Here is a 13,858-nt window from a genome sequence, read left to right on the forward strand (position 1 = left end):
ACTTTTGGTTTGCAGTAGTTTCAGTGTTTTCGGTGCTATGCAGAAACTATTACTGCGCGTTTCGGGCTACTTAATCGGGCGTTATATGGTTGGAGAGTTCAATGCATCTAAAGTACAAAATTACCGACCCCAAATGCGAAGATTTTTCAGCTCTAGTGGAAGAGCTAAATGTCATACTCGACACGATAACGACAGACACTGGAGAAAGTTCGTTTGTACGTGACGAGTTTTGCTCAAGAACCGATGGATGCATAGTCGTTTATGATCAAGGTAAAGCGATAGCTTGTGGAGTATTCAGGAAACATCAAGATAGCTCATGTGAGCTAAAGCGTATGTTTTCCAAAGTAAAAGGAGCGGGTGGCTACCTGATTTCACAGCTTGAATCATATGCTCGCCAAAAAGGTTATGAGCGTGCGGTTTTATCAACGCGTAGAGTAAACGAATTAGCAATCAATTTTTATAAACGGCATGGTTACAGCGAGATCGAGGCATACGGAAAGTACGTGCATAAAGATAGATCGATATGTTTAGGTAAGGCGTTAACCATATAACAAATTACTCAAACGGACGCTTTACGTTGGCCACTTTTGGTTTGAAGTTATGTGCGTTTGGTAAGTTAGTCGTAAGCGCCGTTTAGTAAAGCGTTAACCGTCTATGGAGCTTTATTTGAACAATCGAGTTATTTTTACAGGTGGACCTGGGTCAGGTAAGACCTCAGTTATCGAACTGTTGTGTCAGATGGGTTATCAAAGTGCACCAGAAGTTGGGCGTAAAGTTATTCAAGCCCAAGTAAAGTCGCAAGGTAGTGCATTACCTTGGTTGGATAAGACTGCATTCCGAGACGAAATGGTTCTTGAAGAAATCAACAATTACGAGAATTTTGGTGATACTGAAACTACGCTTTACGATCGAAGTATTATCGACTCTTATGGGTACAGTAAACTTGAGTGCATACCTATTTCGGAACTCTTGTTAGCTAAATGTGGTGAATTAGATTATTGCCGTAAAGTTTTCATTTTTCCTCCTTGGGAAGAAATCTATGAAAATGATGCTGAGCGAAAGCAAGATTTTAATGAGGCGGTTGCGACATATCATGAAATGGTGAGCGCTTATACAAAGTTTGGCTATGACTTAATTGAAGTTCCAAAAGCATCAGTTAAAGAAAGGGCACAGTTCATCGTTAATAAATTGAGCGACGGCTAACAAGCGGTTCAAGCAGAGCAAAAATGCTCGGCACTTTCGCTGTGGCGAAGTATATGCCAAGGTTTTTGGCTACTTAACAGAGCGTTAGGTTTTCGAAAGGCTAATATCTTGAATTTGCTTGAAAACCTCTTCTGCTTCAGCCGTTAGCCGAGAGTAAGTTCGTATGTCACCTTTTCTTTGAGCTTGCATAGCTTGTTCAAGAAGCATTGAGTGACGCTTTTTTAGTTTTTTGGTTGGGTTGCTTTTTAGAAAAGAAAACATAAAGGGCTCCGCTAGTTGTCGAATTGTTTGTTACGCAGAGAGAGTAATATAGTTCATTCGAAGGTAACTTTAGGCTACAAACCTAACAAGCAATTTAAGAGTGATTCACAACGCTTGGCATTCTTGCTTCTACTTCAAATTTAGTGCTTATGGCACAATACTTTAAGTTTGGGTGGATACGCTGTTCACCTCTTAATTGGACGTCAGTTGCCTTATCGATTTCGGAGAATAAATGGAAGTAATAATCGAACAAGAAATTGCGTTGCACCAATTCGAAGTCAGACAAGATAAAGTAGAAATTGAGCGACTTATCCATCCAGACTTTAAAGATCAGGTAATAGCTACGACTTCAAATCAATTGTTCGCGTGATGGAAGCGGAGAAACCATCAAACGTGCAGGTACACTCCCAGAACTATGAATGTGTCGCATTAGAACCAACGGTTCAACTGTTGACCTATGAAACCGCATTAATCGATGACAGTGGCCAAGTTAGCAACTTCACAAAGCGCAGCTCCATTTGGGTTCTTGTCGGAGAGTTTTGGCAGCTTAAATATCATCAAGGTACGCCCTGTGACGCACTGGAGATAGAGAAGGCGTTATAGCAACTTGGCAGCATGATCTCCCTCGAATTATATTTTTTCAGCTTTGCAAGGGAGGGTCACTATGCCTAGTTTGTTCTATAGATACTAACAAGCTAGGAACAGACATGTTCAAGTGTCCAAATTGCTCAGCGCCATTGACTGTAAGGGATAAGCTCAACTTCACCCCTGATAAGCCAGTAATTTGCAAAAAGTGTTCGCAGAAGTTGTTACCGTTCAAGTTGTATTATTTTGGAACTTTTTTTGTGGCGGCTTTTGGGACGTCCTTTTTAATAAATTATTGTGAATTTAATGCGTTAAGTGCATCAGGGATAGCCTTGGTGTGTAGTTTCTTGTTTTATATATGTCAGCCAATCAGAAAGGTGTAGTTATAACAAACCGTTCAAACATGATTTGCGACGCTTGGCACTTTTGGCGTCAACTTGAGCTTATGTGATTACGGTGGCTTTGTTTGGGTTTGGTGGTGTTAACCGCAACTGATCATGACGTTGGCTTTTTGAACCAAAACAATTATTGGTAGACCTTGTTTCTTATCGTGCCTCGCAAAACACCCTTTACCGTACTTTAATGCTTGCGGAGTGGTGTACATTTTAGCTTCATATAACTGCTATATATTCAGGGGCTTATTATGTACGCCAATAAATACTCAAACTTTTGGAGGCGCTTCTTCGCCGTTATTATCGACGGGCTAGTTTTCTTACCACTGCAATGGATTGATGAATATATATTATCTGGTGCTATTGGTTCGGTGGGGGTTTTCCTTTGGGGTGTCGGAGGTGCGATATTAGGTATTTCATATTACGTTATTCTGCATGCAAAATACGGACAAACCATTGGTAAAATGGTGATGAAGGTTAAGGTCGTTGATGTATCAGAAAGTCGTAATATAACCGTTAAGCAGTCGTGTATACGTGATATTGTTCCAATCATAATGGTTCCCTTCACTGTATATGCTTATGCTCAGTTGGCATTTTTTGGAAAGACTTGGCAGAGCTTGGATCAAGATTCAGTATTAACCATTGTGAGCTTAATTATGATTAGCTGGGTAGTTTTGGAGAGTGTATCAATGCTATTCAATGAAAAAAGACGAGCGGTACATGACTATATAGCTGGCTCGGTTGTGGTGAGACAAACCTAACAAACACTTCAACAGTGACTCCATGCTACAAGTTAAACTAGGTAGTCTGTCAGGAACGGCTGGGATTAGGAAAAGTTACTACTCAAACAGCTATGTTTTTACTAACAACACCGTCTTAATGCTAGTCATTAATACGGGACTCTTATCAAGTATCTTATCTTCATTGTATATAGGGTTACTTGAGCTGAAATACCTTGATGTATATAGCTAGGGGCTAGTGACTGTTGGCGTTCCTTAGATTATCGCTGGCTACATTTGCCTGATCATAAGCGAGATACAAATGCAGTCAATTCGAAGGATAGTTAGGCTCGCCAATGTAAAGGTTAGCCGAACGTTAGCACAACAAGTCGCTTAACTGGACTCCTAATGCTTGGCCACTTTCGTTTCATTTTGCTTCAGTGTTTAGGGCACAAATTTTAAGTGTGGTGGTATAGCATTGTCACCTGTTAGTAAGTTGCTATATATTTCCTCTAGATTTGGATACAACTCAAAAAATGCGCCAGAGTTGTAGTTCTTAGATTATTTGACTATAAGCTTGAGGTAACTGCCTTAAGTTGAGGGGCGAGTATGACTGAGTCACAAATGAAATGGTTAAAGTGCTGGAAAGAAAAGCGAAGCAAAGGGTTTATCCACTACATTATGATTCAAACCTTTATGATTGGTGGAGGACTATTTGCTGGTAAGTTAATAGGTGTTGCACTCTTTACTAACCAAAGTCAGTGGGTAGAGTTCTTCTCTAGCATACCAATAACTGTTGCTATGATTTTGGTTGTTTGTATTCCGCTTAATAGCCTCGCGTGGTTTGTGAGTGATAAGCGATATCAAAGCTTAACCAATCAGCAAAACAACACTTAACAAGGTGCTTGGCAGTGACCCTCAACATGTGAACTTTTCGGTTTACTGTAAGTTCAGTGACTAACGTGCAATGCAGAGACTATCGTTGAGCGTTTCGAGCACGTTAGCTTAACATTATGCTTCAATCGATTTATTAATCATAGGATGTAACATGTTGGATTTTAGATTGTTTTTACCCAAGCAGGTCGACAATACCTATGTTGGCAATAAGGTTGCGCTTTGGTTTTTCTATATATTGACTGCTATTACGTTGTGGCGTAGTCAGCATCACTTGTTTGCAACAGATGGTGGGGCGCAGTCAATTGCGACCATTCCCCTTGATACTTACTCTTCAGAAGCAGCGTCTACAGTAATCGGTATATTTGCCCTTTGGGGTTTATCTCAATTAATCATAGGGCTTATATATCTAGTGGTTTGTTTACGATACAAAGCACTAATCCCTCTTATGTATTTCCTTGGTGTCATTGAATACGGAATGAGAGCGTTTTACATAGGTGCCCATAAACCAATAGAAACTTCCGGTGATGCCCCTGGAGCGCTCATTAACCTGCCTTTTATGCTGCTATTCACTCTCATGCTTGTACTTTCCCTTTGGAGAAAGAGCAAAGTTGACGACTAGAAACAGAATAAATTATTCAAGTAGATAGCCAACGGGCGGCGGTTTTGGTTTGGTTGAGTTTAAAGAAGGCGTTGGCTTTGCTTGAGTGCGGAGGTAGTAAACTGTTACTTTTAGAGGGGTGTTAGTAGTCAAAAGCAAAAAGGAACCCTCAATGGGATTAAAATATCGTTCAGCTACTCTTGAAGACTTAGAAAGTCTTGTTGCTTTGCTTTCAAACGACCCCCTTGGTAGTCAAAGAGAAGATTCCTCTATTCCGTTGAACAGCGCTTATCTTGAAGCGTTCGCAGCTATTGTACGAGATCCAAACAACCAATTGCTTGTTGTTGAACAGGAAAACTCTCTAGTTGGAATGCTTCAAATTACCTTTATTCCATACCTGACGCATATTGGTAGTTGGCGTTGTCTTATCGAAGGAGTCCGAATCCATAGCGACTATCGTGGACAAGGCTTCGGTGAGCAAATGTTCGCACATGCTATCGAACTGGCAAAAAACAAAGGTTGTACAATCGTTCAGCTAACAAGTGACAAGCAGCGCCCTGACGCAATCAGGTTCTATGAAAAACTTGGATTCAAAGCGACACATGAAGGGTTTAAGCTCGCGTTGTAGGTAGTCTGCGAATAATGAACTCAGGCAGGTTCGTAACGCTCTTCAGTTTGGGTTCAAGTTCCGCCTATTGGCAGCCACTCAGTCGAACGTGATGCGTCAGTATTATGTAAAGTTAGGGAAAACCAGAACTAACACTAATAGCTTGTTTAGGTTCACAGTGTTGTTAACTATTTTATGAAATTACACACGATGTTTATGGAGAGTTTTCTATGGGAACGATAATTGGTTTGGTTATTTTAGCTGCTGTAGATTGGTACCTGGTTCGCAAAACTGGATTTCACATTCATCAGTGGGTTGCCAGAAAGTACGAAGAGTATTTTCAGGGTAATGAAAACAATAAATAATACTTGCTCAGCTTGGGAATTAAACACACATAACAATGTATTGGATTGTTTTCAAACGTTGTATTAGGGATTGAATTTTGGAAGAAGTGCAAGAGAAATGGATTTGCGGCTTTTGGAGAAGAATCGGGGCCTTGGTTATCGACTCTCTAATACTAGGTGTTTTTGGGTCTGTTATAGGTTTGTTTCTTGAAGACACCTTCGCCCAACTTGGCGGGTGGGGTAGGTTAATTGGTTTTGCCGTTTCAATTACATATTTTGGAGTTATGAATAGCTCTGTATCAAATGGTCAAACAATTGGTAAAAAAGCACTAAACATCAGAGTTGTAGACTCATCCAATTCAACAATTAGTCTGCCTAAATCCTTTGCAAGGTATAGCTTCCTAGCGATTCCATTTTCACTGAATGGAGCACAGATTCCAAACGAATTATCTCTTTCATATTTAATGTACCCCTTATCTTTGATTACTCTTGGTGGCTTACTTTCGATTTCTTACTTATACGTTTTTAATCGTGTAACTCGACAATCATTACATGACCTTGTGGTAGGTACTTACGTCGTAAATGCAAAGGCCTATCGTCAAGAACTCCCTTCACTTTGGAAACCTCACTTAGGGGTAGTGGCTGTTTTATTCATCGTTGCAGCGCTTGTGCCAGCATATACTTCTAGTTTATTTGAATCAGAACCTTTTAAAGGTCTGCTAGTAACTCAGGAAGCAATAAACAGCAATGAATCGGTTAGATATGCAGAGGTAACAACAGGCTCAAGTACGGTTACCTCATCTGATTCAGGTACTAGAACAACTACGTATGTGAATGCTCAAGCGTTTCTTTATAAGGATAATGTTGATGATTCCAAAACTGCAAAGCAATTAGCGCAGGCAATAATTAAGACTTATCCAGAATCACTAAGTAAAGACATAATTCAGGTAGCCCTTGTCTACGGCTATGACATTGGTATTGCTTCAAAATGGAATAGCCACAATTACCAATTTACCCCACAAGAATTAACAGGTCTGGAGTAATGAAAATTTAACATGGGTTTAAAGTAAGGCGCGTGACAGCTTGTTAGGTTCCACTTCACCTCGTTTTTAGTGTGCTATTACTTGTCGCCTAAAACCGCTTTATCAAACTGGAGATAAATGAATGACCAAGTTAGTCGGTGACACCCTGATTAAAACTTACCATCTAGCTACATGTCATTGTGGTTCTGTTGAGCTTGAGTTGCACCTACCAAATGGAATAGATAAGCCTCGACGTTGCGATTGTTCAATGTGCCGTCGTCGTGGAGCGATCGTTGCGTCAGTGAAACTAGACGGTATTCGTATCTTGAAAGGGCAGGAACACTTAAAGCTATATCAGTTCAATACGCATACGGCAAAACACTATTTTTGCTCGAACTGTGGCATTTACACTCATCACCAAAGACGTTCCGACCCAACTGAATACGGATACAACGTCGGATGTTTGCAAGGAGTTAACCCGTTTGAACTGGGTGATGTAGTGACAAATGATGGGGTCAACCACCCAGCAGACAGATAGTTTTTTCAGTCTGTCATTGTTCATTTGGTTACACAGCTATTACAGACTATTAGATAGTTATAGTTGCCTCTGCTCCAAGCCTTGTTCATAACAAATAGCACTGAAACCAACTCTGATTTTGAAGTCTCTCGTGAAATAGCCTTCTCGCCCTGAATATGATCCTGGTGAGTAATAATCTTGATAGGTTCTGAATAAGCTCAAAGGGAATAAAATATGCTAGAACGTATCGAGAAAGTGCTGGAGTTAAATGATATTTCTTATGAAAGTGGCAAAACTAGAATGTACATCAAGTTGGGCGGCTTAAGTTCACAAGTCAAAATCAGCTACGACTATGCGACTAATACTTATAAAGTGAACTGCGGAGAACTTCGTCATTATTTAATCAGTCTGATGTTCTTTTGTCAGGCCGTTAATATGTTTTATCAGCCGAACTTAGAGGTTTGGGCAGGGTACGCCGCTGGTCTTATGCTCGGAATAGCCTTTGGAAATCTGCTATCAGTAATATCGGCTAATATTCAGTTGCTAGACTTACGTGCTCAATTAAGGGAAGAGGGCGTATTCCTAAAGCTTAGTTCATAGCACTGCCTCGGGCCGTGTAGTTAATACCGCCTCGTCGCGTTTGTCGATCTCATCTTATGGAATGGAGAATAATGGAAATATCAAATACCTTGAGGCCTGGTGACATTGGGCAGATTATAAAGCAGCACGGACTATTGTACGCGAGTGAATATGGATATGACGTGACATTTGAAGCTTATGTTGCCGAACCACTAGCGCAGTTTGCTAAGCGAAATAATGATCGAGAAAGAATTTGGCTTGTCAGGCTTGATAATAAACTTGTCGGGACAATTTGTATTTGTGAGCTTTCTGAGTTCGAAGCACAGCTCAGGTGGTTTTCTGTTGACCCCGTTGCAAGAGGGAAAGGAGTGGGCAAAGCGCTTATGGAGCAGGCGTTGGATTTCTGTCTTGACATGGGCTACTCCAAGGTAGTGTTATGGACGGTGGCCGGACTTGCTGTCTCAAAATCGCTATATATCAAATATGGATTCAGTAAGGTTGAGGAAATAGAACGTGAGTTATGGGGCGCAATGCAACGAGAGCAATGCTATGAAAAAGTGCTTTAGTCAATGTGCTTAATGCGAGATCCAAATAGTGAGAGAACCATGAAACTCAGAGTATTCGACAAAGCAGATTACGATACGCTCATCCACTGGATTGACTCAGAAAAACTGAATTATCAATGGGGAGGGCCAAATTTCGCCTTTCCATTAGACCACCATCAACTCAGCAGCCACTGCGCTAAACCCGAAGTCCTTCCTTTTATTCTTGTAACCGATAGCCAACGTGTTGGCTATGTTGAATTGTTCAAAGTCACTGAGTCGAGTTTCCGTATTTGTCGTGTGTTTGTGTCGAATAACTTTCGGGGCCAGGGGATCTCTAAAATCATGCTAACGCAGTTAATTGAATTATCTCGAACGCGATACTTTGCGACGCAGTTGTCACTCGCAGTTTTTGAGCACAATCGAGTTGCGAGACGTTGCTATGAAGCGTTAGGCTTTAACGTCACTTCTCGTGAAACAGGGACAAGGTCCTATGATGGGGTGGTTTGGGACCTGCTTCGAATGGAGAAGCGGCTATAAAAATCGACTTTTAGAAATAGATACCAAGGGTTATTTAATGGGTCAGCAGTTATGAGGTTAACGAATGATAAGTTGCAGTGACTACGATTATATTGAAATAGCGTGTATGTATCGTTATCCGGTTAAATTAACGATGAAAGTGGGTCTGCTACTAGAAGGTATCGCACTGGATACAGCGCGAGACGAGAGTAACAATGAATGTCTGAAGCTAAATGTTAAGGAAACAGATGTTCTTGTTATATTAGATGAAATCAATAAGTTAGAGGTATTGGTAGAGAACCCACATTTTTCTGAAGTCGTCTTTAAATGATGTGTGAACATCAATGGGAAAAGAATGGTGTTAGCTATTAACCATAAGCATTCCAAGGAAAGGAATTTATGAAACTGGCACAACTAAATATCGCATTAGCAAAATATCCGCTCGATGCTCCTGAGATTAAGGAGTTCGTTGATAACTTAGACTTGGTCAATGGCATTGCAGAAGAAAGTGAAGGCTTTATTTGGCGTCTAAAAGATGACAGCGGTGATGCAACCAGTATACAACTCTTCGATGACCCCAACATGATAGTAAACATGTCTGTTTGGGAATCGGTAGATTCGCTTAAAAACTTTATGTTTAGAACACACCATAGAGATTTTATGCGCCGCAAAGGTGAATGGTTTCACCGACTTGCTGAGGATACCTACGTGTTATGGTGGATTGAAGACCACCACATTCCATCAACAGAAGAAGCTTTGGAACGATTAGCGTATCTAAGAGCGAATGGTGATAGTCCCTACGCGTTTACGTTCAAGACTAATTATACGCCGCTCGATATTAAGGCTAAGTAATAATCCAAAAGTGGTAGCAACACTGTACTGGATACGCTAATGGAGGTGACTTGGTCTAGTACTTTTCGTGTGAGCAGGGTCTTCAATAGAGTTGGTCACTAGGACTCAACCTAAATATGCTGGCGTGAATCTAGTCGCAATACTAGCCAGCAATCTGCTTATCAATGGGCGATTCATAGAACATGGCAACTAGGAGGAAAGTTCTATGAAACGTACAATCGAATTTGTTGGGTTACAACGAGCGTGGAAGATGGGTCTGTCTTCGTTAGTCGGAGGGGTTACGGCCGTATTAGTTGTTCACTTTGTATTTTCAAATGAACAAAGTGCTGTGGCATATGCAAGTGCCTTTTTTGGTGCGGTATTTCAGGTTTTAGTCACGATCAGAAACAATAAAAGTCACCTGACGGCTGATGATGAAGATGTCTACCTTTACGATATACCTGCGGCATTAAGGTATCAAAAGTCACTGCTGGGCAAACCCTACATAAGAGTGACTTCTTTAACCCAGACTGGTTATCATAGAAAGAGGGTGTTTCAGTCTTGGATATCAGAAGAGGATTGGCACTTTATGTTGAATAAATGCACATGATAGGTCCTCAAAAGGGCTTTAGGACAACCTTCATAAGGATTAGAACTTGACGACATTAGTACTTTGTTTATTTATTGCGGCACTACTGCCTTATCTGGCGAAAATGCCTCTTGCAGTCGCAATGCATAGAGCTGGAGGTTACGACAATAATAATCCCAGAGAACAGCAAGCAAAACTCAAAGGATTTGGCGAGCGTGCTTTAGCGGCACACCAAAATGCTTTCGAATCTTTGATTGTGTTTGCCATAGCGATATTGCTGGCCATTGCGACGGGAACCATTAATGAGACCGTACAGTTTTTAGCGGTAGTACACATCGTATTTCGCGTTATTTACAACATTCTTTACTTGCTCAACAAAGCCACATTGCGTTCTTTATCTTGGGCTGTCGCAATAGGTTGCTCTTTTGCCATTATGTTGCAGAGTATGCCTAGTTAATGGCAGATTCTTTATAAGGCTCATCTCTTCGCTTAGTGCGACTTAAAATGGGATGTGGTTTAGTCCAATGAATTTGAATTGTGTCGAAGTATACGAGCGGTTAGCGTAATCGTCACCAAATAGGCCTCATAATGTTCTAAGCAACAAGAAGAGGCCGATATGTCGAAGTTTGAGTTCATTCAATTGCATCTTATTGAAAAAGGGGGGCCGAAAGATTTAGCCAAGCCACGTCCTTTTGTTTGTAGGAACCTCAGGATGGATGCAGGTATTTGATACTTTATTTCCCTAGGCTGAGTGTGACGGATTAATACTTTTAAATTACTGAGTGAATGAAATCTTTCACCTCTTTCTCAGTTCTTTATCTATGGTGATAGAGGAGGGGGCGTTATGAAATACTCAGCAAGATTGTTTTCGATAATACTTATGTGGTTAAGTTCGTGGACTTATGTTTATGCACTGGAGCCCACCTATAGTGATTTTTTCGGTAAAGCGATAAAAGGTTATGATCCAGTTGCTTACTTTACGGTAGGTAAACCACTAAAAGGTGATAGTGATATTACTTATGAGTGGAATGGCGCTAAATGGTACTTTTCGACACAGGAAAACCGGCAGCAGTTTGTTTCCAACCCAACAGCTTATACGCCTCAATACGGTGGATACTGCGCGTGGGCTGTAAGTCAAGGCTACACGGCTAGCATCGATCCTAATGCTTGGTATATTTTCGAGAATAAGTTGTATTTGAACTATAGCAAATCAGTTCAAAAAAACTGGCAAAAGGATATTAGCGGGAATGTACAAAAAGCTGATTTAAATTGGCCCGTATTACTTAAGAATTAGATTGAGGTAAAAATGGATTTTAAGTTTTATAACAAGGATGATAGTTATACTTACCTTTGTATAGAGTCAGCAACGTTCAAAGAAGAGTCTACTCAATTAATCGAGCAAGGGTTTGTCGAACAATCGTTAATCATAACAGCAGAATCGCCAGAGGAAGCTGAGGCAATATACAAAAGTGAGCACCAAGGCTTCTTAAAGAAACTGAACATGCTGTTAGGCCCATTTATAACATCAGGCTATCACCGTTCAAATTAGTAAATGACGGAAAACCGTTGGCTTTTCGTCTTTCACAGTGAATCGAAATCGGAGTGGTAAATATTAGAATCTGCCCATCATCGACCAAACATGTTGATATCTTCGTTTGGATTGCAATCTCAAGCCAGACTTTCCCAGCCCTACCAAAGGATCACTACTTTTCTATTTGAAACCATCCTGATACTTGCATCTTGTACTTGTCAGATTCTCACAAGGTGGAAATAAATCTTAACCTAATTAAATGCTGATATATAAATAATTATTACTTGAAAATGACGCTCTAACTGATAGACGATAAGGCACAACGGAAAGCGCTGCTAAGAACAATACTAGAAAAAGAGGACTGGCGGTTTTATTCACACCTAAGGAAAGAAGTATGCACATTATTCAACAAGCACTTGAGCCAAGAGAGAAGTTGATTTGGTCAGGACAGCCAAAGCAGGGGATCGTATTTCGGCGCACTGACCTGTTTCTGGTTCCGTTTAGTTTACTGTGGTGTGGTTTTGCGATTTTCTGGGAATTTACTGCGTTTAATTCGGGGGCGTCGATTTTCTTTTTACTGTTTGGTGGGGTGTTTGTCGTTATTGGTTTGAACTTTGTACTAGGTCGTTTTTTCTGGGACTCCTCTCAAAGGAAGAAGACATTTTATGGAATTACCAATGAGAGAATCATCATAGTTGATGGCTTTGTGCAGAGGAAGATCACCTCATTGAACATCCAAGCGCTTCCTGAGGTCAGTTTGTCGGAGCGTTCTGATGGATTAGGAACCATCTTACTGGGCTCGCAAAGTGCGACGCAACGAGGAATGACTCTGTCAGGCAGACCAAAAGGTGTACCCAAGTTAGATTTAATCAAAGACCCCAAATATGTTTTCAGTATTATACGTAGCGCTCAGAAACACTGATACTTATTGGTATGATAGGGCCTACCACAAGAAAGCAGTAGAACTTAACAATGGTAGATTTTACGACAGCGAAATGGTTATACAAACCGAGGAACAGTGAGGTAACTAAAGGTTCTGTATCAATAACCACAGATCCCGAGACGGACTTTTGGCAGCGGTCTTACTATGGCTTCAGAAATGATAACGCTCCAGCATTACAACTTGAGACAAGTGAGAATTTCACTTTCACTACGAAAGTACAATTTGACTACCAAGCTCAGTTCGATCAATGCGGTTTAATCATTTATTTAGACAGCGAAAACTGGTTTAAAGCTTCGATTGAGTATGAGAATGAAGAGTATTCTAGGCTAGGCAGTGTTGTGACAAACCTAGGTTATTCTGATTGGGCAACGTCCGATATTCCATTGCCAAACGAGATTTGGTATCGCCTAAGTCGTCGTGGTCCTGACTTTCTGATTGAGTCGTCATTTGATGGGCAAACCTTTAAGCAAATGCGGATTTTTCATCTTCATCAATTGGGTGAGACGACGGCTGACATGGGGAAATCAAATCCACCTTTACCTGCCCAAACTCCAGTGAGGTTTGGTGTTTATGCTTGTAGTCCTTTGCAATCTTCATTTACCGCTAGATTCACTGAATTGAATATAGAACCATGCAAGTGGTTAGCTCACGCTGTTTAATGGAGTTGGAAAAGCTAACATAAGGAGATGTTATGACAAAGACAGTAGCTGGTGGCTGTTTGTGTGGCTCAGTGAGATTTGAAGTTCAAGACAACTTTGAGAACTTTTACTTTTGTCATTGTGAGCAATGCCGCAGGGTAACGGGTTCTTCGCACGCTTCAAATGCGATTACCCATAAAAACAACATAGTTTGGACTAAAGGTGAAGAACTGACTGTTCGATTTGACCATCCGAGCGGTGCATTCACTAAGGTATTTTGTTCACGCTGCGGCTCGGGTTTACCTCATGAATCGCAGAACGGGAAGGATTTGGTTGTTCCTGTGGGCTGTTTGGATACTGCACTCTCTTTGTCTCCCAATGCTCAGATTTTTTGTTCCGAAAAAACGGAATGGTTTCGTAAGGGAGTAGTCGCCCCGGAATATCTTGGCTTTATGACAGAAGAACATTAGTGTATTTGAAGCGTTTACGAGGAAGGTATGGGTAACACTACGTATCAATCTGTCCTTTTTTGCGATACCTC

The 13,858-nt window shown here is 40.9% G+C and carries 22 protein-coding genes and 1 pseudogene; 22 read left to right on the forward strand and 1 reads right to left on the reverse strand.

Annotation, left to right across the window (positions count from 1 at the left end; translation table 11 throughout):
- Window positions 1–101: 101 nt before the first annotated feature.
- Together VME0621_RS17835 and VME0621_RS17840 are read left to right on the forward strand one after the other, a co-directional pair.
- Window positions 102–551: a GNAT family N-acetyltransferase gene (locus tag VME0621_RS17835; RefSeq protein WP_062460205.1), complete on the forward strand. Its 450-nt coding sequence runs from the start codon at window positions 102–104 to the stop codon at window positions 549–551.
- A gap of 115 nt (window positions 552–666) precedes the next feature.
- Window positions 667–1,203: an AAA family ATPase gene (locus VME0621_RS17840; RefSeq protein ID WP_062460271.1), complete on the forward strand. Its 537-nt coding sequence runs from the start codon at window positions 667–669 to the stop codon at window positions 1,201–1,203.
- Window positions 1,204–1,287: 84 nt separating this feature from the next.
- Here VME0621_RS17840 and VME0621_RS26680 read toward each other — a convergent pair whose 3' ends face one another.
- On the reverse strand, window positions 1,288–1,464 hold the full coding sequence (locus VME0621_RS26680) for a DUF6435 family protein (protein WP_106009065.1): 177 nt from the start codon (window positions 1,462–1,464) through the stop codon (window positions 1,288–1,290).
- A 232-nt stretch (window positions 1,465–1,696) separates the two neighbouring features.
- Between VME0621_RS26680 and VME0621_RS17845 the strand changes: the two are divergent.
- From VME0621_RS17845 to VME0621_RS17935, 20 genes and pseudogenes are all read left to right on the forward strand, one after another.
- A pseudogene (locus VME0621_RS17845) lies at window positions 1,697–2,067 on the forward strand (nuclear transport factor 2 family protein).
- Window positions 2,068–2,692: 625 nt separating this feature from the next.
- Entirely contained in the window at window positions 2,693–3,202 is a 510-nt protein-coding gene (locus VME0621_RS17850; RefSeq protein ID WP_062460207.1) for an RDD family protein, read from the forward strand.
- A gap of 567 nt (window positions 3,203–3,769) precedes the next feature.
- Window positions 3,770–4,057 (forward strand): hypothetical protein, encoded by a 288-nt coding sequence (locus VME0621_RS17855; protein ID WP_062460209.1) that lies wholly within the window; start codon window positions 3,770–3,772, stop codon window positions 4,055–4,057.
- A gap of 151 nt (window positions 4,058–4,208) precedes the next feature.
- Window positions 4,209–4,676: a hypothetical protein gene (locus VME0621_RS17860; RefSeq protein ID WP_062460211.1), complete on the forward strand. Its 468-nt coding sequence runs from the start codon at window positions 4,209–4,211 to the stop codon at window positions 4,674–4,676.
- A 151-nt stretch (window positions 4,677–4,827) separates the two neighbouring features.
- Window positions 4,828–5,283, forward strand: coding sequence for a GNAT family N-acetyltransferase (locus tag VME0621_RS17865; protein ID WP_062460212.1), 456 nt, complete (start codon window positions 4,828–4,830; stop codon window positions 5,281–5,283).
- Between the two features lie 209 nt (window positions 5,284–5,492).
- Window positions 5,493–5,627: a hypothetical protein gene (locus tag VME0621_RS27010; RefSeq protein WP_096444504.1), complete on the forward strand. Its 135-nt coding sequence runs from the start codon at window positions 5,493–5,495 to the stop codon at window positions 5,625–5,627.
- A gap of 77 nt (window positions 5,628–5,704) precedes the next feature.
- Complete coding sequence (locus VME0621_RS17870) at window positions 5,705–6,649, forward strand: RDD family protein (RefSeq protein WP_062460214.1); 945 nt, start codon at window positions 5,705–5,707, stop codon at window positions 6,647–6,649.
- A gap of 121 nt (window positions 6,650–6,770) precedes the next feature.
- A complete protein-coding gene (locus VME0621_RS17875; protein ID WP_062460216.1) occupies window positions 6,771–7,166 on the forward strand; it encodes a GFA family protein in 396 nt (131 codons plus the stop codon).
- 213 nt (window positions 7,167–7,379) lie between these two features.
- Entirely contained in the window at window positions 7,380–7,745 is a 366-nt protein-coding gene (locus tag VME0621_RS17880; RefSeq protein ID WP_062460218.1) for a hypothetical protein, read from the forward strand.
- Between the two features lie 71 nt (window positions 7,746–7,816).
- The gene (locus VME0621_RS17885) at window positions 7,817–8,290 is read left to right on the forward strand and encodes a GNAT family N-acetyltransferase (RefSeq protein ID WP_062460221.1); all 474 of its coding nucleotides are present in this window, start codon (window positions 7,817–7,819) and stop codon (window positions 8,288–8,290) included.
- Between the two features lie 39 nt (window positions 8,291–8,329).
- Entirely contained in the window at window positions 8,330–8,806 is a 477-nt protein-coding gene (locus tag VME0621_RS17890) for a GNAT family N-acetyltransferase (RefSeq protein ID WP_062460223.1), read from the forward strand.
- A gap of 64 nt (window positions 8,807–8,870) precedes the next feature.
- On the forward strand, window positions 8,871–9,116 hold the full coding sequence (locus tag VME0621_RS17895) for a Rho-binding antiterminator (RefSeq protein WP_062460225.1): 246 nt from the start codon (window positions 8,871–8,873) through the stop codon (window positions 9,114–9,116).
- 68 nt (window positions 9,117–9,184) lie between these two features.
- Window positions 9,185–9,637, forward strand: coding sequence for a DUF3291 domain-containing protein (locus tag VME0621_RS17900; RefSeq protein ID WP_038228483.1), 453 nt, complete (start codon window positions 9,185–9,187; stop codon window positions 9,635–9,637).
- A 205-nt stretch (window positions 9,638–9,842) separates the two neighbouring features.
- A complete protein-coding gene (locus VME0621_RS17905) occupies window positions 9,843–10,226 on the forward strand; it encodes a hypothetical protein (RefSeq protein ID WP_062460227.1) in 384 nt (127 codons plus the stop codon).
- A 46-nt stretch (window positions 10,227–10,272) separates the two neighbouring features.
- Entirely contained in the window at window positions 10,273–10,662 is a 390-nt protein-coding gene (locus tag VME0621_RS17910; protein WP_038228485.1) for an MAPEG family protein, read from the forward strand.
- Between the two features lie 387 nt (window positions 10,663–11,049).
- Window positions 11,050–11,499 (forward strand): YHS domain-containing (seleno)protein, encoded by a 450-nt coding sequence (locus VME0621_RS17915; RefSeq protein WP_062460230.1) that lies wholly within the window; start codon window positions 11,050–11,052, stop codon window positions 11,497–11,499.
- Between the two features lie 12 nt (window positions 11,500–11,511).
- Window positions 11,512–11,754: a hypothetical protein gene (locus tag VME0621_RS17920; protein WP_038228490.1), complete on the forward strand. Its 243-nt coding sequence runs from the start codon at window positions 11,512–11,514 to the stop codon at window positions 11,752–11,754.
- A 376-nt stretch (window positions 11,755–12,130) separates the two neighbouring features.
- Window positions 12,131–12,658, forward strand: coding sequence for a PH domain-containing protein (locus VME0621_RS17925; protein ID WP_062460232.1), 528 nt, complete (start codon window positions 12,131–12,133; stop codon window positions 12,656–12,658).
- A 50-nt stretch (window positions 12,659–12,708) separates the two neighbouring features.
- The gene (locus VME0621_RS17930) at window positions 12,709–13,338 is read left to right on the forward strand and encodes a DUF1349 domain-containing protein (protein ID WP_062460234.1); all 630 of its coding nucleotides are present in this window, start codon (window positions 12,709–12,711) and stop codon (window positions 13,336–13,338) included.
- A gap of 32 nt (window positions 13,339–13,370) precedes the next feature.
- Window positions 13,371–13,787 carry a GFA family protein gene (locus VME0621_RS17935; RefSeq protein WP_062460236.1) on the forward strand — a complete coding sequence of 139 codons (417 nt, stop codon included), beginning with the start codon at window positions 13,371–13,373 and terminating at the stop codon, window positions 13,785–13,787.
- Window positions 13,788–13,858 lie beyond the last annotated feature (71 nt).

It is taken from the genome of Vibrio mediterranei (assembly GCF_900088415.1).
Taxonomy (GTDB): domain Bacteria; phylum Pseudomonadota; class Gammaproteobacteria; order Enterobacterales; family Vibrionaceae; genus Vibrio; species Vibrio mediterranei.

Excerpts from the sequence above, each read along its gene's own strand:
- VME0621_RS17855 (WP_062460209.1), top strand. The coding sequence starts at position 3,770 with ATGACTGAGTCACAAATGAAATGGTTAAAGTGCTGGAAAGAAAAGCGA.
- VME0621_RS17905 (WP_062460227.1), top strand. The coding sequence starts at position 9,843 with ATGAAACGTACAATCGAATTTGTTGGGTTACAACGAGCGTGGAAGATG.
- VME0621_RS17850 (WP_062460207.1), top strand. The coding sequence starts at position 2,693 with ATGTACGCCAATAAATACTCAAACTTTTGGAGGCGCTTCTTCGCCGTT.
- VME0621_RS17930 (WP_062460234.1), top strand. The coding sequence starts at position 12,709 with ATGGTAGATTTTACGACAGCGAAATGGTTATACAAACCGAGGAACAGT.
- VME0621_RS17875 (WP_062460216.1), top strand. The coding sequence starts at position 6,771 with ATGACCAAGTTAGTCGGTGACACCCTGATTAAAACTTACCATCTAGCT.
- VME0621_RS17935 (WP_062460236.1), top strand. The coding sequence starts at position 13,371 with ATGACAAAGACAGTAGCTGGTGGCTGTTTGTGTGGCTCAGTGAGATTT.
- VME0621_RS17865 (WP_062460212.1), top strand. The coding sequence starts at position 4,828 with ATGGGATTAAAATATCGTTCAGCTACTCTTGAAGACTTAGAAAGTCTT.
- VME0621_RS17920 (WP_038228490.1), top strand. The coding sequence starts at position 11,512 with ATGGATTTTAAGTTTTATAACAAGGATGATAGTTATACTTACCTTTGT.
- VME0621_RS17900 (WP_038228483.1), top strand. The coding sequence starts at position 9,185 with ATGAAACTGGCACAACTAAATATCGCATTAGCAAAATATCCGCTCGAT.
- VME0621_RS26680 (WP_106009065.1), bottom strand. The coding sequence starts at position 1,464 with ATGTTTTCTTTTCTAAAAAGCAACCCAACCAAAAAACTAAAAAAGCGT.
- VME0621_RS17835 (WP_062460205.1), top strand. The coding sequence starts at position 102 with ATGCATCTAAAGTACAAAATTACCGACCCCAAATGCGAAGATTTTTCA.
- VME0621_RS17925 (WP_062460232.1), top strand. The coding sequence starts at position 12,131 with ATGCACATTATTCAACAAGCACTTGAGCCAAGAGAGAAGTTGATTTGG.
- VME0621_RS17890 (WP_062460223.1), top strand. The coding sequence starts at position 8,330 with ATGAAACTCAGAGTATTCGACAAAGCAGATTACGATACGCTCATCCAC.
- VME0621_RS27010 (WP_096444504.1), top strand. The coding sequence starts at position 5,493 with ATGGGAACGATAATTGGTTTGGTTATTTTAGCTGCTGTAGATTGGTAC.
- VME0621_RS17895 (WP_062460225.1), top strand. The coding sequence starts at position 8,871 with ATGATAAGTTGCAGTGACTACGATTATATTGAAATAGCGTGTATGTAT.
- VME0621_RS17885 (WP_062460221.1), top strand. The coding sequence starts at position 7,817 with ATGGAAATATCAAATACCTTGAGGCCTGGTGACATTGGGCAGATTATA.
- VME0621_RS17860 (WP_062460211.1), top strand. The coding sequence starts at position 4,209 with ATGTTGGATTTTAGATTGTTTTTACCCAAGCAGGTCGACAATACCTAT.
- VME0621_RS17915 (WP_062460230.1), top strand. The coding sequence starts at position 11,050 with ATGAAATACTCAGCAAGATTGTTTTCGATAATACTTATGTGGTTAAGT.
- VME0621_RS17880 (WP_062460218.1), top strand. The coding sequence starts at position 7,380 with ATGCTAGAACGTATCGAGAAAGTGCTGGAGTTAAATGATATTTCTTAT.